This window comes from Mycobacterium sp. ACS1612 (assembly GCF_001667505.1).
GTDB lineage: Bacteria > Actinomycetota > Actinomycetes > Mycobacteriales > Mycobacteriaceae > Mycobacterium.
In genome coordinates this window covers 88,019-109,242 of record NZ_LZHZ01000076.1, presented here as the reverse complement: position 1 = coordinate 109,242, position 21,224 = coordinate 88,019, and the positions used below count along the sequence as shown (strand labels likewise).

The window sequence follows — 21,224 nt, the reverse complement described above, 5'->3', positions numbered from 1 at the left end:
GCGCTACCTACCTGTCATCCCGCCGCTACCCGCGCTACATCGGTGCGTTGGCCGGCTGGAACACCCCGGAGCTGTCGGCCTCTTCCTCGGCGCGGATGACGTGCACCACCGCGTTGATCAACGCCAGATGGGTGAACGCCTGCGGGAAGTTGCCCAGATGCCTACCGGTGCGCGGCTCGATCTCCTCTGCGTAGAGATGCAGCGGGCTTGCGAACGACAGCAGCCGCTCGCACAGGTGCTTGGCCCGGTGGATCTCGCCGATCTCGACCAGCGCCGACACCAACCAGAACGAGCAGATCGTGAACGTGCCCTCCTCGCCCGACAAACCATCGTCGGTTTCCTCGACGCGGTAGCGCAGCACCAGGCCGTCCTCGGTCAACTCGTCGGCGATGGCCAGCACCGTGGCGCGCACCCGCGGGTCGTCGGCGGGCAGGAACCGGGTCAGCACGGCCAACAGCAGCGACGCATCGAGCGCGTCGTCGCCGTAGCGCTGCGTCAACACGCCGCGCGAGTCCACACCGTTGGCCAGGATGTCGGCCTTGATCTCCTCGGCGATGGCGCGCCACTGCTGCGCGTAGGACTTCTCGCCCTCCAGTTCCGCCAGCTTCGAACCGCGATCCAGCGCCACCCAGCACATGATCTTGCTCGAGGTGAAGTGCTGCGGCTCGCCGCGCACCTCCCAGATGCCGCGGTCGGGTTCACGCCAGTGCTTGATCGCCTCTTCGACCTGCTGCTTGAGCACCGGCCACAGGCTGTCGGAGATCTGCTCGCGCGATTTGGCATGCAGGTAAACCGAATCCAGCATGGTGCCCCAGATGTCATGCTGCATCTGGTTGTAGGCGCCGTTGCCGATGCGCACCGGCCGCGCGTTGTCGTAGCCGGACAGGTGGTGCAGCTCTTCTTCGACGAGGCTGCGTTCGCCGCCGACGGCGTACATCACCTGAAGCGGATGGCGCTCACCGTTGTTGGCGCCCGACACGTCGGCGATGAACGCGAAGAAGTCGTCGGCCTCACGGTCGAGGCCCAACGTGTACAGACCCCACAACGCGAACGTCGAATCGCGCACCCACGCGTAGCGGTAGTCCCAATTTCGTTCGCCCTGAGGCGTTTCCGGCAGCGACGTGGTGGGCGCGGCCAGTAGTGCGCCGGTGGGCGAGTAGGTCAGGCCCTTCAAGGTCAGCGCGCTGCGCTGCAGGTACGACCGCCACGGATGGTCGGGGAAATCGCCGACGTTGATCCACTGGCGCCAGCATTCGCTGGTCTGCCACATCCGGTCGACGGCTTCGTCGTAGGTCTGCGGCACCGGATGTCTGGACCAACTCAGGGCGACGAAGATGTTGTCGCCCTCTTTCATCCGGGTGCGGGCGCGCGCTTCACGGCCCTCCAGGCCGATGCGCAGATTGGTGGTCAGCCGCAGCGTAGGGTGCGCGTCGGCGTCCCTGCCGGCGCGCGCGATCGCCTCGCCGTAGGCCTGCGCCGAGTACTCCCAGGTGGCGTTGATCCGGTGGTAGTCGAACGACGGCTCACAGCTCATCACCAGTTCCACGGTGCCGCTGACGCAGCGCACGGTGCGCAGCAGGATGTGCTCGGCGTCCCAGTCCATCGGTGTGCGTCGGTGGGTGCGCGAGCGTGTCTCGATGTCGTGCCACGGCCCCATCACCAGGGCGTCGCGCACGATCATCCAGCCGGTGTGGGTCTGCCAGGTGGTCTCCAGGATCAGGCTGCCGGGCAGATACCGTCGCGCCGCGGGCACCGACACCCCGTACGGGCTGAGCCGGAAATGCCCTGCGCCCCGGTCCAGGATGGCGCCGAACACGCTGGGGGAGTCCGGCCGCGGCACGCACAGCCACTCCACCGAACCTGCCGACGAGATCAGGCAGGTGTTCTCGCAGTCGGACAAAAAGGCGTAGTCCGCGATGGGCGGGAATGGGTTGCGCAGCGACCCGCTACTGGTAAAAGGCACCGGCGCCGTCACGGCGAACTGGGCTTCGGCCTGGCCGGGTTTGGACCCGTTGGCCTCGGCTGCGCCGTCGGCAGGCTCGGTGTCTTGCAGCGTCATTCCGACATCATCGACTGCCGAACGCCCCGTCGTCCACTCGTCGGGCTGCGTGTCCGCCTGCGGTCGACTCAGCGGCGGGCAAACTCCGGCACGTGCTCGGGCAGCGGACCGATCGCGATCGCGTAGCCGGCCACCACGCGCAGGGCAGGCACCCGGGCGGCCAACCGCACCAGAAGCGGCGGCTCGGCGGTCCGACCTGGCGAAACCGCGACCGCAATGACGCGGGCGTGGACGGCCCGCTGCGCCGCCTGAACCAACGCGGCGGGCAGCCAGCGCCGTGCCTGCACCCGGGCCAACAGCTTGGGGGTGACTGTGCCGCGCCGCAGCGGGCGCGCCAGCGCGGCGCCCGCCGCCACCGCGTCGGCGACGGCCAGGTTGATCCCGACGCCGCCGACCGGCGACATGGCGTGCGCCGCATCCCCGATCAGCAACAGGCCGTCGGCGTACCAGCGGTGCAACCGGTTGAGTTGCACGTCGAGCAGTTTGACATCGTCGAACGACCTCAGCGAGGTGACGTGGTCGGCAAGCCAAGGCACCAGCGCCACCACCTCGCGGTGCAGCGTCTCGATGCCTTGCGCACGCAACTGGGCGTCGCGGCCCTTGGGAATGACGAACGCGCACTGGTAGTAATCCCCGCGGTCGATGACCACCAGCGCGTGCCCGGTGCCGAGCACGCCTGCCAGACCGTGCGGGTCGTCGGGGTTGCGTGGCAACCGGAACCACCACACGTCCATCGGCGCGCCGAAGTTCTTGGGTGTCAACCCCATTGCCGTGCGCAGCGTCGACGAGCGGCCGTCGCAGGCCACCGTCAACGCGGCGTGCAATTCCCGGTCCTGGCCGTCGCTGTCGCGGTAGCGGACACCGACGACCTTGTTGCCGTTTCGAATCGGGCCGAGCACCTCGGTGCTTCTCAGCAGCGTGAACGTCGGCTCCTTTTCGGCTGTAGCGGCAAGCAATTCGAGGAAGTCCCATTGCGGCACCAACGCAATGTGCTTGTGCGGACCGGGAATTCGGCTCAGGTCCACACCCACCTCGGTGCCCTGGACAGTCATCGTCAGCGTCTCGATCACGCGGTGCGGCACATGGGCGAACTCGTCGGCAAGACCGAGCTCGTCGAGCATTCGCAGCGTGCTGGCGTGCACGGTGTCGCCGCGGAAGTCGCGCAGGAAGTCTGCGTGTTTCTCCATCACTGTGACCTCGACGCCGCCGCGCGCCAGCAGCAGGCCCAGCATCATGCCCGCGGGCCCGCCGCCGGCGATCACACAAGTGGTCTTGTCCGCAGGCATCAGGTCATTTTCGCATCGCCTACGCTGGCCGGGTGGGCGGCTTCCTCAACTGGTGGGATGGCGTCGAACTGTGGCTGTCCGGGCTGCCGTTCGTTGCGCAGACCGCCGTGGTGATGCCGGTCGTGCTGGCCCTCGCCTATGGCATCGCCATCCTGCTCGACGGTGCGCTGGGCAACGGCATCCGGCTGATGCGGCGGGTGCGCCATCAAGACGAGGACGAGGAGTAAGCCATGCCGCGATCTCGGGTCACCTTGGTGCTCGTCATTCTCGTGGTCCTGGTGATCGTGACGTGGCTGCTAACTCGTTACGCGGGCTAAGCCGCCGCTGAGCGTGTGCTCGAACTCTGTTATTCTTCGCGCCATGCGCACAGCGACCGGCAACAAGAGCGGCCACATACTGGCCCTCATTGCCGTGGGTTTCTCGGCTGTCGCAGATGTCTGTTGTTGTCGCTGACTCCATATCCGTCCGCGGTCTGGTGTCGGTAGCGGCTGTCTGGATGCCCAGGTACTGATTACTCGCCTTGCCGTCGCGACGGGCTCGTCCGTTCGTCCCCGGTAAGGAAGGTCCTCAATGGTCAACATCCGCAAATCCTGGCGCTACGGCGCCATCTTCGCTGCGACGGCGACCCTGCTCGCGGGCTGCGGCGGCGGCTCCAGCGACGTGGCAGGAGGCAGTTCGACGGCGGCTGCGGACACCACGCTGACGCTGGTCGCCTACGCGGTGCCGGAGCCGGGCTGGAGCAAGATCATTCCGGCGTTCGCGGCGACCCCCGAAGGCAAAGGCGTCGCGGTGACCACGTCCTACGGCGCGTCGGGCGACCAGTCGCGGTCCGTCGTCGACGGCAAGCCCGCCGACATCGTGAACTTCTCGGTGGAGCCCGACGTCACCCGCCTGGTCAAGGCCGACAAGGTGGCCAAGGACTGGAACGCCGACGCCACCAAGGGCATCCCGTTCGGGTCCGTCGTTTCGCTCGTCGTGCGCAAGGGCAACCCGAAGAACATCAAGGACTGGGATGACCTGCTGCAGCCCGGGCTCGAGGTGGTCACCCCGAGCCCGCTGAGCTCCGGATCCGCCAAGTGGAACCTGCTGGCGCCGTACGCAGCCAAGAGCGACGGTGGCAAGAACCCCCAGGCCGGGCTCGACTTCGTCAACAAGCTGGTCACCGAGCACGTCAAGACCAGGCCGGGCTCCGGCCGCGAGGCCACCGACGTCTTCCTGCAGGGCACCGGCGACGTGCTGATCAGCTACGAGAACGAGGCGATCAACACCGAGCGGCAGGGCAAGCCCGTCGAGCACATCAACCCGCCGCAGACGTTCAAGATCGAGAACCCGGTCGCTGTGGTGACTTCGAGCGCACACCTGGACAAGGCCACCGCGTTGAAGAACTACCTGTTCACCAAGGAAGGACAGAAGATCTGGGCGCAGGCCGGCTTCCGTCCCGTTGACCCGTCGGTGGCCCAGGACTTCGCCGCGGACTTCCCGGCGCCGCAGAAGTTGTGGACCATCGCGGACCTGGGAGGATGGAGCGCGGTTGATCCCGCGTTGTTCGACAAGGACAACGGCAGCATCACCAAGATCTACAAGCAGGCGACTGGATGACAGCTACTGTCGAACCCAATCCGGAGGCGACCCGGCCAGAACTCACCGGAAACGGTGAGGGCGGCCGGGCGCCCGGCCTCTTCAGAGGGCGGTACGGGACGACGACGCTGCGGGTGGGCGCGGCATCAATCTGGCTGAGCATCATCGTGTTGCTGCCGCTGGCAGCGATCGTGTGGCAGTCAGCCGGCGGCGGGTGGAGTGCTTTCTGGAAAGCCGTCACCTCGAACGCGGCGCTGGAGTCGTTCCGGGTGACTCTGTCGATCTCGGTGGGCGTCACGGTGGTCAACCTGATGTTCGGCCTGGTGGTGGCCTGGGTGCTGACTCGTGACGACTTTCCCGGCAAGCGTCTGGTGGACTCCGTCATCGACCTGCCGTTCGCGCTGCCGACGATCGTCGCCAGCCTTGTGATGCTCGCGCTGTACGGACCGAACAGCCCGGTGGACCTTCATCTGCAGCACACCAAATGGGGAGTCGGGGTGGCGCTGCTGTTCGTCACGCTGCCGTTCGTGGTGCGCTCGGTGCAGCCGGTGCTGCTGGAACTCGACCGCGAAACCGAGGAAGCGGCTGCCTCGCTGGGCGCCAACAACGCGACCATCTTCACCCAGGTGATCCTGCCCGCCCTGCTGCCGTCCCTGCTGTCCGGTGCGGGCCTGGCCTTCTCGCGCGCCATCGGTGAGTTCGGCTCGGTGGTGCTGATCGGCGGGGCAGTGCCCGGTGAGACCGAGGTGTCGTCGCAGTGGATCCGCACCCTGATCGAGAATGACGACCCCACCGGCGCGGCCGCGATCTCCATTGTGCTGCTTGTGGTTTCGTTCGTGGTGCTGTTCATCTTGCGCGCCGTGGGATCGCGGGCGGCCAAGCGTGAGGAACTTGCGCAATGACTCTGTCGCCCGCCGTCCGGCATCTGCTCCGCTATGTTGCTTTGGCCTACATCGGGATTCTGGTGATCGTGCCCGTCGGCCTGATCCTGTGGCGCACGTTCCAGCCCGGTATCGGAACCTTCTTCGCCTCGATCACCACCCCGGCGGCACTGTCGGCGTTGCAGCTCTCACTGCTCGTGGTGGCCATCGTGGTACCGCTCAACGTCTTGTTCGGGGTACCGACAGCGTTAGTGTTGGCGCGCAACAGATTTCGCGGCAAGAGCGCACTGCAGGCGGTGATCGACCTGCCGTTTGCGGTGTCACCCGTCGTGGTCGGTGTCGCACTGATCCTGCTGTGGGGTTCGGCGGGCTTGTTCGGGTTCGTCGAGAACAACCTCGGCCTCAAGATCATCTTCGGTTTCCCGGGCATCGTGCTGGCGAGCATCTTCGTCACGGTGCCATTCGTGATCCGGGAGGTCGAACCGGTGCTGCACGAGATCGGCACGGATCAGGAAGAAGCCGCCGCAACGCTGGGATCGCAGTGGTGGCAGACGTTTTGGAAGGTCACCCTTCCTTCGATCCGGTGGGGGCTCACGTACGGCGTGGTGCTGACGATCGCCCGCACCCTTGGTGAGTTCGGTGGCGTGATCATGGTGTCGTCCAACCTGCCGGGGACTTCGCAGACCCTCACTCTGTTGGTGGCGGACCGGTACAACCGCGGCAACGAGTACGGCGCATACGCCGTGTCCACACTGCTGATGACGGTCGCGGTGATCGTCCTGATCGTTCAGATCATTCTTGACGCCAGGCGTTCGCGCGCGAGCAAGCAGGCATAAGGAGAACGGACAAATGACAGACGCTATCGTCGTGCGGGGTGCCAACAAGCACTACGGCGACTTCGCGGCGCTGGACAACGTCGACTTCAAGGTGCCGTCCGGGTCGCTTACCGCGCTGTTGGGACCCAGCGGCTCCGGCAAGTCCACCCTGCTGCGCGCCATCGCGGGGCTCGACCTACCCGACACCGGCACCATCACCATCAACGGCCGCGACGTCACGCGTATCCCGCCGCAGCGGCGCGGTATCGGCTTCGTGTTCCAGCACTATGCCGCGTTCAAGCATCTGACTGTCCGCGATAACGTCGCATTCGGGTTGAAGATCCGCAAGCGGCCGAAGGCCGAGATCAAGGAGAAGGTCGACAACCTGCTGGAAGTGGTGGGGCTGGCCGGTTTTCAGACCCGCTATCCCAATCAGCTCTCGGGTGGGCAGCGCCAGCGCATGGCGTTGGCGCGGGCGCTCGCGGTCGATCCTGAAGTGTTGCTCCTCGACGAGCCGTTCGGTGCGCTGGATGCCAAGGTCCGAGAAGACCTGCGCGCGTGGTTGCGACGACTGCACGACGAAGTCCACGTCACCACCGTGTTGGTCACCCATGATCAGTCGGAGGCGCTCGATGTCGCCGACCGGATCGCGGTGCTCAACAAGGGGCGCATCGAGCAGGTCGGTTCGCCGACGGAGGTGTACGACGCGCCCGCCAACGCGTTCGTGATGTCGTTCCTCGGCGCGGTGTCGTCGCTGAACGGCTCGCTGGTCCGGCCGCACGACATCCGCGTCGGGCGCAACCCGGAGATGGCGATCGCGGGCGGAGACGACTCGGTACAGGCCACCGGGGTGTTGCGGGCCACCATCGACCGAATTGTCATGCTGGGCTTCGAGGTTCGCGTCGAGTTGACCAGCGCGGCCGATCACACGCCGTTCACCGCGCAGATCACCCGCGGCGACGCCGAGGCGCTCGGCTTGAAGGAAGGCGACACGGTGTACGTGCGCGCCACCCGGATCCCTCCGTTGCCCGGCGGCACGGAGATTCCACGGTCGGACAACGCCGACGAGGACGAGGCGCTGACGAAGGCCTAGATTTCTCTGCGTGAGCTGGGCCCAGGCGCAAGCTGGGGCTGCTCGCGCAGTTATGTGGCTGTCCGGACCAGCAGCACCGGATGCCCGTCCGGTCCGTTCGGAACCGGGTAGAAACTGCGGTGCGTGGTCGGATCGACCGCCACCACGTGCGCCCCGTCTGCCAGATGACCAGAACCCAGCAGGGTGAGCGCACGATCACGAAGTTCGAGCACGGTGACGGTGCCGCTCTCTGCTGCAACGTACAACCGATGGGCGGCAGCGTCGTAGGCGAGAACATCGGGGTCCTCGCCGACGGGGTTGGCGCCCATCACATGCCAGTCGTTTTCGTCGACGGTGACCAGCGTGGCGTTGTGATCGCATGCCACGAATGCCAACCTGTCAGATGAGTCGACGCTCACACCGTGCGGATGGTCGCAGCCCGGTAGCGCGACTCGTCTTTCGACGGCCTTTGCGCCGGGGTCGACGACGGCCAACTCGTTGCGACCCTGCACGGCGATCAGCATCCGATCGATCGCCGGGTCGTAGCCCACGTTGCCCACCTCGGCGCCGAGGTCAACCGTGCCGCGTGGTTGCAGTGTCGCTGCGTCGACGACAGTTTCCGTACCAGCCGTCTCGTTGGTGGTCCAGATCGCGTTGCGGCGCAGGTCGTATGCCAACCCGTCGGGATACTCACCCGTCGGCGCGCGCCGGAACTCCGCGCCTGTGTTCTCGTCGACGGCAACCACCTGATTCATGCCCGTCGCCGTTGCAAAGACCCGACCCAAGGCGTTGACGACCAACACGCCGTGCACGTGCGAGATGTTCGGCACCGTTCGGACCACCCGGTTCGCGCGCACGTCGATCTCGATGACCTCGCTGGCGCCCAGATGAGCAACGAACAGAAGACCACGCTCAGTATCGAGGCTCGCGTAATCAAACCGTGAGTTGTCTCCCGGGAGCGCGATGTCGCCTGCGGCGCGCAAAGGGAGCGGCGAAGAGGAATGGGTCGCGCATCCCGTGGCGATCACCGCGACGATGACCACCGCGCGCAGCAGCCTGGCGATCACCGGCTCAGGCCGCTGCGCGGTCCTCGAGAGCCTGATCGAACCGGTCCAGCACCGTGTCGGCCACCAGGCGGTGCGGGCCGAGGGGAGCGGCCACCGGGATGCCGTGCGCGCGTGCGTATTCGGCTACCCGGTCGGTGATCCGCCCGTGGGCGAGGAACCACGGCGCGATGACCAGTCGGGTGGCACCGCGGCTGCGCAGCGTGTCGGCGGCCTCCGCGAGAGTGGGCTGCGGACCCGTCGCGAAGGCGGTCGTCGTGATCCAGCAGGTGTGCTGCGCCAGATACTCGGCAACCAGCGCGGTGCGCGCATTGGCTTGCGGGCGTGACGAACCCACCGCGGTGACCAGGACGCCGACGTTGGAATCGAGTTGCGACACCCCCGCATGCGTCAGGCGCTGCCGAAGCACCGCGACCAGGCGGTCATCCTCGCCGAGCACGTCCGCCTGTACCGCATTCGTGCCCGACTCCGCGATGAGCGCAGGGATGTCCACCCGCGCGTGATACGCGTCGGCCAACAGCAACGGTACGACGACCGCGTTGCCCCCGGTCGCTGCCAGCACGTCCCGCAGATTGGGAAAGTTCTGCTCGCAGAACGCCACTCGCACGTCGATATCGCGTCGCATCCTGCGGATCGTGTTGGCGACCTCGTGCGCCGAGTCCGCCGATCGGGGGTCAGCGGAGCCGTGCGCGGTGAGGACCAGAGTGCTCATGATGCGTGCAGACCGCATTCCGTTTTCGACGTACCCGCCCACCGGCCGCTGCGCGGATCGGCGCCCTCGGCGGGCTTCGCGGTGCACGGAGCGCAGCCGATCGACGGATAACCCTCGAAGACAAGCGGATTGACCAACACGTCGTTGGCGTCGATGTAGGCCTGCATCTCCTCGTCGGTCCACGCCGCGATCGGGTTGATCTTCACCAGCCCAAAAGCCTTGTCCCAACTGATCAAAGGCGCGTTGGCGCGCGTCGGCGCCTCGACACGGCGAATGCCGGTCACCCATGCGGAGTATCCGCGCAGCGCCGCCGACAGCGGCTCGACCTTGCGCATCCGGCAGCATTCGTTGGGTTCGCGGGCGAACAAGTTCTTGCCGAACAGTTCGTCCTGCTTCTCGACACTGTTCTCCGGCGTGACGTTGACGATGTTGATGTCGTACACCGCCTCGACAGCGTCGCGCGTGCCGATGGTCTCGACGAAGTGGTATCCGGTGTCCAGGAACAACACGTCCACGCCGGGGCGCACCTTGGCGGCCAGGTCGACCAGCACCGCGTCCTGCATGTTGGAGGCCACCACGTAGTCACCGCCGAAGTTCTCGTCGGTCCAGCGCAGCAGATCCAGCGCGTTGGCGCCGTCCAACTCCGCGGCGCCGCGCTCGGCCAGTGCTTGCAGGTCTGTCTCGGTATGCAAATCGGTCACCTTAAATCCGCCTCGTCTGCTCGTACCGCCCACGTCGCGAAACGCTCGCCCTGCTCGCGTTGTTTCACGAAATTGCGGACCACCCTGTCGATGTAGTCGCCCAGCTCGCTGGACAGCACCTTGTGCTGGCGCAGCTTGCGGCCGAACCCGCTGTCCAGGCCCAGGCTGCCGCCCAGGTGCACCTGGAAGCCCTCGACCGAGTTGCCGTTGCCGTCGTCGACCATCTGTCCCTTGAACCCGATGTCGGCGACCTGGATGCGGGCGCACGAGTTGGGGCAGCCGTTGATGTTGACCGTGATCGGCACGTCGAGTTGGGCGTTGATGTCCTCGAGCCGCTTCTCCAACTCCGGCACCAGCACCTGCGCCCGACCGCGGGTCTCGGCGAACGACAGCTTGCAGTACTCGATGCCGGTGCAGGCCATCAGGTTCTTGCGCCACCCCGACGGATTCGACGGCAGACCCAGCGCGTCAAGGCCGGCCACCAGCGCGTCGAGTTTGTCGTCGGGCACATCCAGGATGACCAGCTTCTGGTACGGCGTCAGCCGCACCCGATCCGATCCTGCCGCCTCGACCAGGTCGGCGACCTTCTGCAGGATCGTGCCCGACACCCGACCCGCGATCGGCGCGACGCCGACTGCGTTCTTACCGTTCTTCAGCTTCTGCACACCGACGTGGTCGATCGGGTGCTTGACCGGCTCCGGCGCGGGCCCGTCGATCAGCTTGCGGCCCAGGTATTCGTCCTCGACGACCTGGCGGAATTTTTCCACCCCCCAGTCCTTGATCAGGAACTTCAACCGGGCCTTGCTGCGCAGCCGCCGGTAGCCGTAGTCGCGGAACACCGAGGTGACCGCCTCCCAGACGTCGGGCACCTCTTCCAGCGGAACCCACGCGCCGAGGCGCTGGGCCAGCATCGGGTTGGTCGACAGCCCGCCACCGACCCAGATGTCCAGGCCGGGGCCGTGCTCGGGATGGTTGACGCCGATGAACGCGATGTCGTTGACCTCGTGCGCCACATCCTGCAATCCGGAGATCGCCGTCTTGTACTTCCGCGGCAGGTTCGAGAACGACGGGTTGCCGACGTAGCGACGGACGATCTCGTCGACCGCCCACGACGGGTCGAGCACCTCGTCCAGCGATTCACCTGACAGCGGCCCGCCCAGCACGACGCGGGGGCAGTCGCCGCACGCCTCGGTGGTCTGCAGGCCCACCGCGGCCAGCCGGTCCCAGATCTGCGGCACGTCCTCGATCCGGATCCAGTGATACTGCACGTTCTCGCGATCGCTGATGTCGGCGGTGTCGCGGCCGAACTCAGTGGAGATCTCGCCGATGGTGCGCAGCGCGGCCGCTGACAGCGCGCCGCCGTCGCAGCGCACCCGCATCATGAAGTGCTTGGCCTCGAGCAGATCGGCGTTCTCGTCGCCGGTCCAGGTGCCGTCGTAGCCCTGCTCTCGCTGGGTGTAAAGGCCCATCCAGCGCATCCGGCCGCGTAGGTCCTGCTTGTCGATGCTGTCGAAGCCCTGCTTGGAGTAGATGTCGACGATGCGGCTGCGCACGTTCAGCGCGTCGTCATCCTTCTTGAACTGCTCGTTCGGGTTGAGCGGCTCCCGATAGCCGAGCTTCCATTGGCCCTCGCCACGCGGGCGCTTGACGGGCTTTGCGGTGGTCATATTTGGTGTGGCTCCTTATTGGAGCCGGATCGCGCGATTCACCGGCGGCTGTCCGGCGGCGCAGATCCGGCGGCCAGCTGAAAGAACAGGTGGGCAGGTCAGCGCGTCAAGGCAGACAACAACACGTACAAACGCGCTTGAAGTCGACATGCCGCCGCGCAACCAGCGATACGCGCTGGGGGAAGCAGGCGACAGTCACGTTGCCAATTCTGCCACGGACACCGACATATGCCCTAACCGGGGGAATTTTGTGCTCACGGTGAGCAAAAGTCGGCCCACGTCCCGTCTCTCGTCCTTGTCCTCCTTGTCCCCGCGAACGTTCCTTACCGCTCGAAATTTCGGTGATTTTTCGAGCGGTACGGAACGTTCGGCGCCTGAGGGGTGGCGGAGCGGCTCTGGGAGACTGGCTGTATGACGGTCCGAACGACGCCTGTCGCGCTACCTGACCTGGCGTCGACGCCGGGCCGGCCGTTCGGCATCTATATCCATGTACCGTTCTGCGCGACGCGGTGCGGCTACTGCGACTTCAACACCTACACGCCCACCGAAGTGGGCGGCGCCAACCCGCAGCGATGGCTCGACGCGCTGCGCGTCGAGCTGGGCCTGGCGGCGTCGCGGCTGGGCTCGCCGCAGGTCGACACCGTGTTCGTCGGCGGCGGCACACCTTCGATGTTGGGCGGCGACGGGCTGGCGGCGGTGCTGGACGCGATCCGCGCGCACTTCGGGCTGGCCCCCGATGCGGAGGTGACGACGGAGGCCAACCCGGAGTCCACCTCGCCAGCCTTCTTCGCGCGACTCCGGACGGCCGGGTTCACCCGGTTGTCGCTCGGCATGCAGTCGGTGAGTCCGCACGTGCTCGAGGTACTCGACCGGGTGCACTCACCGGGTCGGGCGCTCGACGCGGCCCGTGAAGCCCGCGCCGCAGGCTTCGACCACGTCAACCTCGACCTCATCTACGGCACACCGGGGGAGACCGACGACGATCTGCACCGCTCGGTCGACGCGGCGATCGACGCGGGCGTCGACCATGTGTCCGGCTACGCGCTGGTGGTCGAGGACGGCACCGCGCTGGCCCGTCGTGTGCGTCGCGGCGAAATCGCGGCCCCCGACAACGACGTGCTGGCGCAGCGCTACGAACAGCTCGACGCGCGGCTGTCCGCCGCGGGCTTCGACTGGTACGAGGTATCCAACTGGAGCAGACCCGGCGGGGAGTGCAGGCACAACATCGGCTACTGGAACGGCGGCGAGTGGTGGGGCGCGGGCCCTGGCGCACACGGCTATGTCGACGCCACCCGTTGGTGGAATGTCAAGCACCCGAACGCATATGCCCAAGCCTTGACCGACGGCCTGCTGCCGGTGGCCGATTTCGAACAGCTGGACGCGGGCACACAGCACATCGAGGACGTGATGCTGCGGCTGCGGCTGCGCGACGGGCTGCCGACGGCGGTGTTGGACGACGACGAACGGGCGCGCGCCGACACCGCGGTATCCGACGGTCTGGTCGGGTTGCGGGGGGATCGGCTGGTGCTCACCGACCGGGGCCGGTTGCTGGCCGACGCCGTGGTGCGCACCCTGCTGAGCTAACAGGCGACCGCGGTCACCTCGACGGACAGGAAGTCACCGATGGAGTGGGCAGCGGGCCAATCGCCCGCCCCCACGGCGCGCCCAACTCCGCCAACCATGCGGACACGGTGTCTGCGATCTCCTGGCAGGACACCCGAGCGGTCCGTCACCTTGGCATCACCGAACTCATGTGTGTATGTGCCGCGAACCCACCGCGCTCTGACACTATTTTGAGAAGTTGTGGAATCTTCCAAATCGCTTTGAACGATTCACACGCGTTGCATCGTTGTGCTCAACGAAAGGCTGACCGAGAGCAAGGGATGCGCGGGGCATGAAGCATGACTGAGGATTCCGAGCAGGCCGCGCTGCTGCGGGCCGTGCACGACGAGCACGGCCAACCGCTGCTGCGCTACGTATTGAGATTGACCAGAGGCGACATGCCGTTCGCCGAGGACGTGGTGCAGGAGTCGCTGCTGCGACTCTGGCGCAAGCCGGAAGTCCTGCAGCAGCCGCCCGAGAACGTGCGCAAGTGGCTGTACACCGTGGCGCGCAATCTGGTCATCGACGACCGGCGCAGCGCGCGCTACACCCGCGAACTGCAAAGCGAGTTCCTGCCCGAGCAGCCAACGCCGGACGTGATCGGTCCGGCTTTCGACAAGTGGATCCTCTCCGACGCGCTGCTGTCGTTGTCTCCGGAGCATCGCAGCGCGATCGTGCGCGCCTACTATCTCGGCCAGACAGTGGCAGATATTGCGCGCCAAGAGGGTATTCCGGAAGGAACAGTCAAGTCCAGGCTTCATTACGCGCTTCGCGCGTTGCGAATCGCGTTGCAGGAAAGGGGGGTTGTGCGGTGACTAATTTCGCATCCGACGACGACCTTGCCGAATGGGACGCCGCGTATGTGCTTGGCGCTCTGAGCCTGGAGGACCGGCGGACCTACGAAGGTTATTTGGCCGCCAACCCGGCGCGGGCCGCCGAACTGACCGAGTTCGCCGGTATGCCGGGCATTCTCAACGCGCTCAGCCGAGACGAAGCGGTCGCGCTGACCGACCTTGCCGGGGCACCACCTGCCGAGCAGCGTCCCGACAACATCGCCTCGCTCGCCCAGGCGGCCGCCAAGCGGCAGCAACGCACCCGGCGAACCTGGCTCGCGGCGGCAGTCGCCTCAGCGGCAGCGCTGTTGATCGCGGGCGGAATCGTCGGCGCGACGGTCTTCCCGGACTCCGCGCCGCCACAGACGGTGGCGATGCAGGCGATGCAGCCGACGCCGCGGGGTGGACTCACCGCCGAACTCGCTGTCACCGAGAAGAAGTGGGGCACCGAACTGAACTGGGCGTGCCAGTACACGAAGGACTGGTCACGCAACGTCAGCAGCTACGACATCGTCGTGACGACGAACGACGGCGCGCAGCACTCGGTGGGTTCATGGAAGCCTGCAGGCGACGAAGCGACCGGCTTGTCGGCCGCGACGAGCATCCCGACGTCGCACATCAAGACCGTCGACATTCGGGTGTCGGGCACCGACGAGCCATTGGCGATCAAGACGCTGCGGTAGGCCGGCTACGCCGACTCGGCGCACCAGAGGGCAGAGGATCGAAGCCTGCTGACGTTGCGCCCGGCGAGCATGGCCAAACCGCTGTGGCGCCGGAGTCTTTTGACCGCCGAATCGGCCTCCGGGGTCAACAGCCATGACCGCACGGCGATGGACTGTGCCGAGGTCAGATACAGCGTTGTGCTCTTGCCGCTGTTGATCGCCTCTTTGACGATGTCGACAATGGCCTCGTCGTCGGCCGAATGGACCATCATCGGTTCCTCCCACCTGCGCCGTTCCGTTGATCGAACGGTACGGCCGCAGGTCGCATGGGACACGGGTAGTGGACTACCCGACTTTGGTAGACGGCCAGGGGCGGTAGGTCCCACATTCCGGCGTCCGCCCACTAGGGTTAGGCAAACCTTACCTATGTCGGCAGTGGAGGGGTGATGACGGCCGCGCAACAGTCGCTGGAGGCCGAGCGCGACACGTGGGCGGAATCGAGCGAGAGCGCCGCCGACAACATCGCCGTGCTCTCGGCCGACGGCACCGTCGAAGACAGCGGTACTCGCGCGGAAGCGATCACACGCGGCGGTCAACACGCTGAGTTCTGGGCCCAACACGCTTCGGCGACGGGTTCGTCGATGGCTGGCAGCGCCACGTACAGAAGGACACTGATGTGACTGACGTAAGCGTCGAGACAAGCTCGGAGAGTCTGTCGTTCGTCGTGCCGCCGGGCATCGCACCCGCTGATCTGGTGGCCGAACTCGCCTCCGCGCTGCCCGAGCGCGCCGACGAGGACTACCTGGTCTACGAGCACGACGGCCGCTGGATCCTGGCCAGCGGCGTGCGGGTGCTCGTCGAACTGGACAGCGACGAACTGAGGGTGACGGCCGACGGCTTGCGGCGCCAAGCCTGGTCCGGTCGGCCGGCGGAAGTACTGGGCGAAGCGATCGACCGGCTGCTGTTGGAGGCCGAGCAGGTATTCGGTTGGGTCGCATTCGAGTTCGGCGCCTACAAGTTCGGGTTGCAGCGCGAGCTGCCCGCGGGTACTCCGCTCGCGCGGATCTTCGCACCGCGCACGCAGGTGATCGTGACGCATTCCGAGGTGGTGGTGCACCATCCCGACGGGCGTCACCTCGACGTGCTGCAGCGACTGCTGGCCGACGGGATCCCGGCAGCGCCACAGGCGAATCCGATCAATGTGCACACCGACGCGGGCGGCTACCGGGGCCGCGTGCGCACCGCGGTCGACGAGATCGTCGGCGGCCGCTATCAGAAGGTGATCCTGTCGCGCCGGGTCGATGTGCCATTCGCACTGGACTTCCCCGCGAGCTACCGGGTGGGCCGAAAGCACAACACGCCGGCCCGCTCGTTTCTGTTGCGGCTCGGCGGTCTGCGGGCGCTCGGCTACAGCCCCGAGCTTGTCGCCGCCGTACATCATGACGGGGTGGTGGTGACCGAGCCGTTGGCGGGCACCCGGGCATTCGGTCGCGGTGAGGACAAGGACAAGGCGGCCCGTGACGACCTCGAGTCCAACTCCAAAGAGATTGTGGAGCATGCGATCTCGGTGCGCAGCTCGCTGCAGGAGATCGCCGAGGTCGCCGAGCCCGGTACCGCCGTGGTGAAGGACTTCATGACGGTGCGGGAGCGGGGCAGCGTGCAGCATCTCGGGTCGACGGTCGGTGCGCGGCTGCATCCGTCGAAAGACCGGATGGATGCGCTGGAGGCGCTGTTCCCCGCGGTCACCGCCTCCGGTATTCCCAAGGCGCAGAGTGTCGACGCGATACTGCGCCTCGACGAGGGTCCACGCGGTCTGTATTCCGGCGCGGTGGTGATGTTTTCGGCTGACGGTGGGATGGACGCCGCGCTGGCGCTGCGTTCTGCCTACGAGGCGGAAGGCAGGACTTGGTTGCGTGCCGGGGCGGGCATCATCGCGGCGTCGACACCTGATCGCGAGTTCGAGGAGACCTGCGAGAAGCTGACGACGCTCGCGCCACACTTGGTGCCACGTATCGGTTAGGCCTCGGGTGCGCCCGCGCCGTTCTTGACGTTTGCTCACACGGCGCCGGTACTGCCTGCGGTTCCGTCATGACCGTTCGGGCGCGGTCGCGGTCAACAACCTGGGCGGCGTCGCCTCCTGGTGGACCACGGGTGTGGCCGTCGCTGCCACCACGTTGGGCATTTGCTTGCCCGCCAACGCGGTCTCGGCCGTCTCGGTGTCCGAGCTACCGCACCCGCTGACCAGCGCACCGACTGCCGCCGCGGCGGTGAGGGCTCCAGCACCCCGCCGAAACGGCATTCCAGCACGCGAAGTTCGAGTAGAGCCGTGCCGCGATGCAGTCTCGGCCGCTTGCCGACGTGAATGGTTCGTGTTCATGGCATTCACGGTCGGGCATTCACGGTCGGGCAACGCCCGAATACCTACATGGGGAGAGATTCCCTATTTTGCTGCGGCGTGCAGCGGCTACGTCAGCGCAGGCGCCAGGCGGCGCCACTGCTCGCGCGGGAATTCGCGCCGATCGGCGGTGAGCGCCTGGATGCAGACGTGGTCAGCGCCGGCCTGCCGGTGCTCGTCGACCCTCTTCGCAATCGCCTCTTCATCGCCCCAGGCGATGATCGCGTCGAACAACCGGTCACTGACCGAGTCGATGTCGTCCTGCGTGAAGCCGGAGCGCAGCAAGTTATTGGCGTAGTTGGGGAGCGCGAGATACGCACGCAGCCAATCGGTTCCGACGGCGCGTGCGTCGTCGCGGCTTTCGGTCAACAACACCGTCTGCTCAGGCAGCAGCAGCGGCCCGTCACCGAGGACCTCGCGAGCTGCGCGGGTGTGGTCGGGAGTGACCAGATACGGATGCGCGCCGCCCGCACGTTGCGCCGAGAGTTTCAGCATCTTGGGCCCCAGCGCGGCCAACACCCGGTTGCTTATCGGCACCGGCGTCGCGCTGGCATCGATGGCGTCGAGGAACGCGCGCGTCGCCGCCAGCGGTTTGCGGTAGCGGCCGGGCTCGGTGGAGTCGATCAGCGGCGCATGACTGCAGCCGATGCCGAGCAGCATGCGTTCTCCGTGCGACTCGGTCACCGATGAGTACCAGGCGGCGACATCGGATGCCTCGTGCAGCCACAGGTTCAGGATGCCGGTGGCGATCACCGCCTGTGTGGTCGATGCGAGCAGGTGCTCGACGGCTTCGCGGACCGGACCGCCGATGTCGGGCACCCACAGCGCGGTGTAACCCAACTCCTCCAACTCGGCTGCGGCGTCGGCGACCTCCCCGGGGTCACCGTATTCCAACTGGCCACTCCACACGCCGACACCCGCTAGCTGCACCCGCACATCCTTTTCGTTCGCCGAGACACTCACGCTACCGTCGGCACATGGCATTCGATCCCGGCGCCGTCGGCCGCGCGTTCTCCGAGCATCGGTTCGACGAAGCCCTGCCGCACCTCGCCAGGGATGTGCGCTGGACGATCGTCGGGTACATGGTGCTCGAGGGCGCCGACGCGGTGCGGCACACCTGCCGCGAGACGCTGGCAAGCCTGGAAGGCACCACCACCAGCTACGACCGCTACGTGGTCGCGGCGGGCGCCGACACCGTCGCCGTCGACACCTTCGCCCGCTACACCCGCCCCGACGGCATGACCGCGGTCGCCAGTTGCGACATCTACGAATTCGACGGAGACGAGATCACGGCCATCACGTCGTACGCCGTCGAGGTCGACCCCGAGAACGCCGGCTCCCAGCCGCCGCCGCGCGGCTGACGCGTCATGGCGTCACCGCTTCTCGACGATCCCGCCGACCTGTCCGCGTTGCGCGCAATCAGTGGCGACGCCGACGAACTGTTCACCTCCTTCGCGGCGTGGGCCGAGGCGCAGGGCACCGCGCTGTACCCGGCGCAGGAGGAAGCGCTGATCGAATTGGTCAGCGGCGCGAACGTCGTGCTGGCCACGCCGACCGGATCGGGTAAGTCGCTGGTAGCCACCGGCGCGCTGTACGCAGCGCTGGCGGCCGGACGGCGCAGCTACTACACCGCGCCGATCAAGGCGTTGGTCAGCGAGAAGTTCTTCGCGCTCTGCGACGTGTTCGGCGCCGCCAACGTCGGCATGCTCACCGGCGACGCCGCGGTCAACGCTGGAGCGCCGATCATCGCCTGCACCGCCGAGGTGCTGGCCAACATTGCGTTGCGTGAAGGCGCGGACGCCCCCATCGGCCTCGTGGTCATGGACGAATTCCACTTCTACGGTGACCCCGACCGCGGCTGGGCCTGGCAGGTGCCGCTGCTGGAACTGCCGAAGGCGCAATTCCTGCTGATGTCGGCGACGCTAGGCGACGTCACGTTCCTGCGCAACGACCTCACCCGCCGCACCGGCAGGCCCACAGCGCTGGTCGCCAACGCCGAGCGACCGGTCCCGCTGTTCTACTCCTACGCGACCACCCCCATGCACGAGACGATCAGCGACCTGCTCGACACCAAACAGGCGCCGATCTACGTCGTGCATTTCACCCAGGCCTCAGCGCTCGAGCGTGCGCAGGCCCTGATGAGTGTCAACGTGTGCACCAAGGAAGAGAAGAAGGCGATCGCCGAGTTGATCGGCGGCTTCCGGTTCTCCTCCACGTTCGGGGCGACGCTGTCGCGTCTGGTCCGGCACGGGATCGGCGTGCACCACGCAGGGATGTTGCCCAAGTACCGGCGACTGGTCGAACAGCTGGCGCAGGCCGGGCTGCTCAAGGTCATTTGTGGCACAGACACTCTCGGCGTCGGCATCAACGTGCCGATCCGCACCGTCGTGTTTTCGGCGCTGTCGAAGTACGACGGCACCCGCACCCGGCTGCTGAACGCCCGCGAGTTCCACCAGATCGCTGGCCGCGCCGGCCGGGCCGGCTACGACACCGCGGGTACCGTCGTCGTCCAGGCCCCCGACCACGAAGTGGAGAACCTCAAACAGTTCGCCAAGGTTGCCGACGATCCGAAGAAGCGACGAAAGCTGGTGCGCCGCAAGGCCCCCGAAGGCATGGTGCCGTGGAGCGAGTCGACCATGACGCGGCTGGTCGACGCCGCCCCGGAACCGCTGACCAGCAACATGCGGGTGTCCACCGCGATGATCCTCGACGTCGTCGACCGACCAGGTGATCCCTTCACCGCGATGCGCAGACTGCTGACCGACAACCACGAACCGCGCAAGCGCCAACTTGCCCACATCCGGGAGGCGGTCGGCATCGCGCGCTCGCTGCTGCAGGCCGGCGTCGTGGAACGGCTCGCCGAACCCGAGCCCGACGGGCGGCGTTACCGGCTGACCGTCGACCTGCCGCCCGACTTCGCGCTGTACCAACCGCTGTCGACATTCGCGTTGGCCGCCGTCGACATGCTCGATCCGGTATCGGAAACCTTTGCGCTGGACGTCGTTTCGGTCATCGAAGCAACGCTGGAGGACCCTCGCCCGATTCTGGCGGCCCAGCTGAAGAAGGCCAGGGGAGAGGCCATCGCGCAGATGAAGGCGGACGGCATCGAGTATGACGAGCGCATCGAACTGCTGGACGACGTCACCTACCCCAAGCCGCTGGAAGAGGTCCTCGGCCACGCCTTCGACGTCTACCTGCAGAGCAACCCGTGGGCGGCCGACGGGCGACTGTCGCCGAAGTCGGTGGTGCGCGAGATGTGGGAGCGCGCCTTGACGTTCCGAGAGTTCGTCAGCGTGTACGGCCTGGCCCGGTCCGAGGGCGCGGTGCTGCGCTATCTCTCCGACGCGTTCAAGGCGTTGCGCTCCGGAGTGCCGACGGCGGCCCGCACCGACGAGGTGGCAGACATCGTCGAGTGGCTCGGTGAGCTTGTCCGCCAAGTGGATTCGAGCCTGCTCGACGAATGGGAGCAGCTGACCAGTCCTGAGGAGCCGTTGCAAAAGCCCGTCGCGGTACCGACCCGTCCACTGACCGGCAACGAACGCGCGTTCACCGCGATGGTCCGTAACGCGTTGTTCAAACGCGTGCAGTTGTTCGCGCGGCGCCGCGCCGACGAACTCGGGCGGTTGGACGCCGACTCCGGGTGGACGTCGGAACGGTGGGACGACGTCATCGACGCGTACTTCGCCGACCACGATGACGTTGGCACCGGGGCCGACGCCAGAGGACCGGCGTTGCTGATCATCGACCGGCAGCCCGGGCTGTGGCGGCTGCGGCAGATCCTCGACGACCCGGCAGGCGACCACGACTGGGGTTTCGACGTCGAGGTCGACCTCGACGCCTCAGACGAGGAAGGCGCGGCCGTCATTCGGGTGCTCGACGCCGGGCGACTGGACTAGA

At 66.8% G+C, this 21,224-nt stretch carries 23 protein-coding genes; 13 read left to right on the top strand and 10 right to left on the bottom strand.

What is annotated here, in order from left to right:
* Positions 1-34: 34 nt before the first annotated feature.
* Together A5724_RS32650 and A5724_RS32645 are read right to left on the bottom strand one after the other, a co-directional pair.
* Complete coding sequence (locus A5724_RS32650) at positions 35-2,059, bottom strand: glycoside hydrolase family 15 protein (RefSeq protein WP_067812318.1); 2,025 nt, start codon at positions 2,057-2,059, stop codon at positions 35-37.
* 68 nt (positions 2,060-2,127) lie between these two features.
* A complete protein-coding gene (locus A5724_RS32645; RefSeq protein WP_067812315.1) occupies positions 2,128-3,345 on the bottom strand; it encodes an FAD-dependent oxidoreductase in 1,218 nt (405 codons plus the stop codon).
* Between the two features lie 32 nt (positions 3,346-3,377).
* Here A5724_RS32645 and A5724_RS32640 point away from each other — a divergent pair, with 32 nt between their 5' ends.
* The 6 genes from A5724_RS32640 (at position 3,378) to A5724_RS32620 (ending at position 7,712) form a co-directional block, all read left to right on the top strand.
* A complete protein-coding gene (locus A5724_RS32640) occupies positions 3,378-3,572 on the top strand; it encodes a hypothetical protein (protein WP_067812313.1) in 195 nt (64 codons plus the stop codon).
* A 133-nt stretch (positions 3,573-3,705) separates the two neighbouring features.
* Positions 3,706-3,798, top strand: a complete 93-nt coding sequence (locus A5724_RS35280; protein ID WP_369830695.1) for an Ms4533A family Cys-rich leader peptide — start codon at positions 3,706-3,708, stop codon at positions 3,796-3,798.
* A gap of 117 nt (positions 3,799-3,915) precedes the next feature.
* Complete coding sequence (locus A5724_RS32635; RefSeq protein ID WP_067812311.1) at positions 3,916-4,944, top strand: sulfate ABC transporter substrate-binding protein; 1,029 nt, start codon at positions 3,916-3,918, stop codon at positions 4,942-4,944.
* A complete protein-coding gene (gene cysT / locus A5724_RS32630; protein WP_067812308.1) occupies positions 4,941-5,825 on the top strand; it encodes a sulfate ABC transporter permease subunit CysT in 885 nt (294 codons plus the stop codon). Before A5724_RS32635 ends, cysT begins: the two co-directional genes overlap by 4 nt.
* Positions 5,822-6,640, top strand: a complete 819-nt coding sequence (gene cysW, locus A5724_RS32625) for a sulfate ABC transporter permease subunit CysW (protein WP_067812306.1) — start codon at positions 5,822-5,824, stop codon at positions 6,638-6,640. The genes cysT and cysW overlap by 4 nt, the downstream gene beginning before the upstream one ends.
* Before the next feature lie 13 nt (positions 6,641-6,653).
* Positions 6,654-7,712, top strand: a complete 1,059-nt coding sequence (locus A5724_RS32620) for a sulfate/molybdate ABC transporter ATP-binding protein (protein WP_067812304.1) — start codon at positions 6,654-6,656, stop codon at positions 7,710-7,712.
* Between the two features lie 50 nt (positions 7,713-7,762).
* Here the strand turns inward: A5724_RS32620 and A5724_RS32615 are convergent, their stop codons facing one another.
* The 5 genes from A5724_RS32615 to A5724_RS35275 all read right to left on the bottom strand — a co-directional run bounded on the left by A5724_RS32615 (position 7,763) and on the right by A5724_RS35275 (position 12,034).
* Complete coding sequence (locus tag A5724_RS32615; protein WP_067812302.1) at positions 7,763-8,758, bottom strand: YncE family protein; 996 nt, start codon at positions 8,756-8,758, stop codon at positions 7,763-7,765.
* 4 nt (positions 8,759-8,762) lie between these two features.
* The gene (locus A5724_RS32610; RefSeq protein ID WP_156752554.1) at positions 8,763-9,467 is read right to left on the bottom strand and encodes a sirohydrochlorin chelatase; all 705 of its coding nucleotides are present in this window, start codon (positions 9,465-9,467) and stop codon (positions 8,763-8,765) included.
* On the bottom strand, positions 9,464-10,168 hold the full coding sequence (locus A5724_RS32605) for a phosphoadenylyl-sulfate reductase (protein WP_067812292.1): 705 nt from the start codon (positions 10,166-10,168) through the stop codon (positions 9,464-9,466). Before A5724_RS32605 ends, A5724_RS32610 begins: the two co-directional genes overlap by 4 nt.
* Positions 10,165-11,835, bottom strand: coding sequence for a nitrite/sulfite reductase (locus A5724_RS32600; RefSeq protein WP_067812290.1), 1,671 nt, complete (start codon positions 11,833-11,835; stop codon positions 10,165-10,167). The genes A5724_RS32605 and A5724_RS32600 overlap by 4 nt, the downstream gene beginning before the upstream one ends.
* Positions 11,836-11,941: 106 nt before the next feature.
* Positions 11,942-12,034, bottom strand: coding sequence for an Ms4527A family Cys-rich leader peptide (locus A5724_RS35275; protein ID WP_369830694.1), 93 nt, complete (start codon positions 12,032-12,034; stop codon positions 11,942-11,944).
* A 212-nt stretch (positions 12,035-12,246) separates the two neighbouring features.
* On the opposite strand from A5724_RS35275, the gene hemW reads away from it, so the two are divergent.
* The 3 genes from hemW (at position 12,247) to A5724_RS32585 (ending at position 14,953) form a co-directional block, all read left to right on the top strand.
* Positions 12,247-13,419: a radical SAM family heme chaperone HemW gene (gene hemW / locus A5724_RS32595; RefSeq protein WP_067812283.1), complete on the top strand. Its 1,173-nt coding sequence runs from the start codon at positions 12,247-12,249 to the stop codon at positions 13,417-13,419.
* A gap of 317 nt (positions 13,420-13,736) precedes the next feature.
* Entirely contained in the window at positions 13,737-14,252 is a 516-nt protein-coding gene (locus A5724_RS32590; RefSeq protein WP_067812281.1) for a sigma-70 family RNA polymerase sigma factor, read from the top strand.
* Positions 14,249-14,953, top strand: a complete 705-nt coding sequence (locus tag A5724_RS32585; RefSeq protein WP_067812278.1) for a hypothetical protein — start codon at positions 14,249-14,251, stop codon at positions 14,951-14,953. The genes A5724_RS32590 and A5724_RS32585 overlap by 4 nt, the downstream gene beginning before the upstream one ends.
* Before the next feature lie 5 nt (positions 14,954-14,958).
* Here the strand turns inward: A5724_RS32585 and A5724_RS32580 are convergent, their stop codons facing one another.
* Positions 14,959-15,204, bottom strand: a complete 246-nt coding sequence (locus A5724_RS32580) for a hypothetical protein (RefSeq protein ID WP_067812276.1) — start codon at positions 15,202-15,204, stop codon at positions 14,959-14,961.
* A 174-nt stretch (positions 15,205-15,378) separates the two neighbouring features.
* Between A5724_RS32580 and A5724_RS32575 the strand changes: the two genes are divergently transcribed.
* Both A5724_RS32575 and A5724_RS32570 read left to right on the top strand, forming a co-directional pair.
* Positions 15,379-15,612 carry a hypothetical protein gene (locus tag A5724_RS32575; protein ID WP_067812275.1) on the top strand — a complete coding sequence of 78 codons (234 nt, stop codon included), beginning with the start codon at positions 15,379-15,381 and terminating at the stop codon, positions 15,610-15,612.
* Entirely contained in the window at positions 15,609-16,952 is a 1,344-nt protein-coding gene (locus A5724_RS32570; RefSeq protein ID WP_067812272.1) for a salicylate synthase, read from the top strand. The genes A5724_RS32575 and A5724_RS32570 overlap by 4 nt, the downstream gene beginning before the upstream one ends.
* Before the next feature lie 66 nt (positions 16,953-17,018).
* Here the strand turns inward: A5724_RS32570 and A5724_RS32565 are convergent, their stop codons facing one another.
* The gene (locus A5724_RS32565; protein ID WP_067812270.1) at positions 17,019-17,231 is read right to left on the bottom strand and encodes a hypothetical protein; all 213 of its coding nucleotides are present in this window, start codon (positions 17,229-17,231) and stop codon (positions 17,019-17,021) included.
* A 165-nt stretch (positions 17,232-17,396) separates the two neighbouring features.
* Positions 17,397-18,257: an LLM class F420-dependent oxidoreductase gene (locus tag A5724_RS32560; protein ID WP_067812371.1), complete on the bottom strand. Its 861-nt coding sequence runs from the start codon at positions 18,255-18,257 to the stop codon at positions 17,397-17,399.
* A 47-nt stretch (positions 18,258-18,304) separates the two neighbouring features.
* On the opposite strand from A5724_RS32560, the gene A5724_RS32555 reads away from it, so the two are divergent.
* Positions 18,305-18,688 carry a nuclear transport factor 2 family protein gene (locus A5724_RS32555; RefSeq protein ID WP_067812268.1) on the top strand — a complete coding sequence of 128 codons (384 nt, stop codon included), beginning with the start codon at positions 18,305-18,307 and terminating at the stop codon, positions 18,686-18,688.
* Positions 18,689-18,694: 6 nt separating this feature from the next.
* The gene (locus A5724_RS32550; RefSeq protein ID WP_067812266.1) at positions 18,695-21,223 is read left to right on the top strand and encodes an RNA helicase; all 2,529 of its coding nucleotides are present in this window, start codon (positions 18,695-18,697) and stop codon (positions 21,221-21,223) included.
* Position 21,224 lies beyond the last annotated feature (1 nt).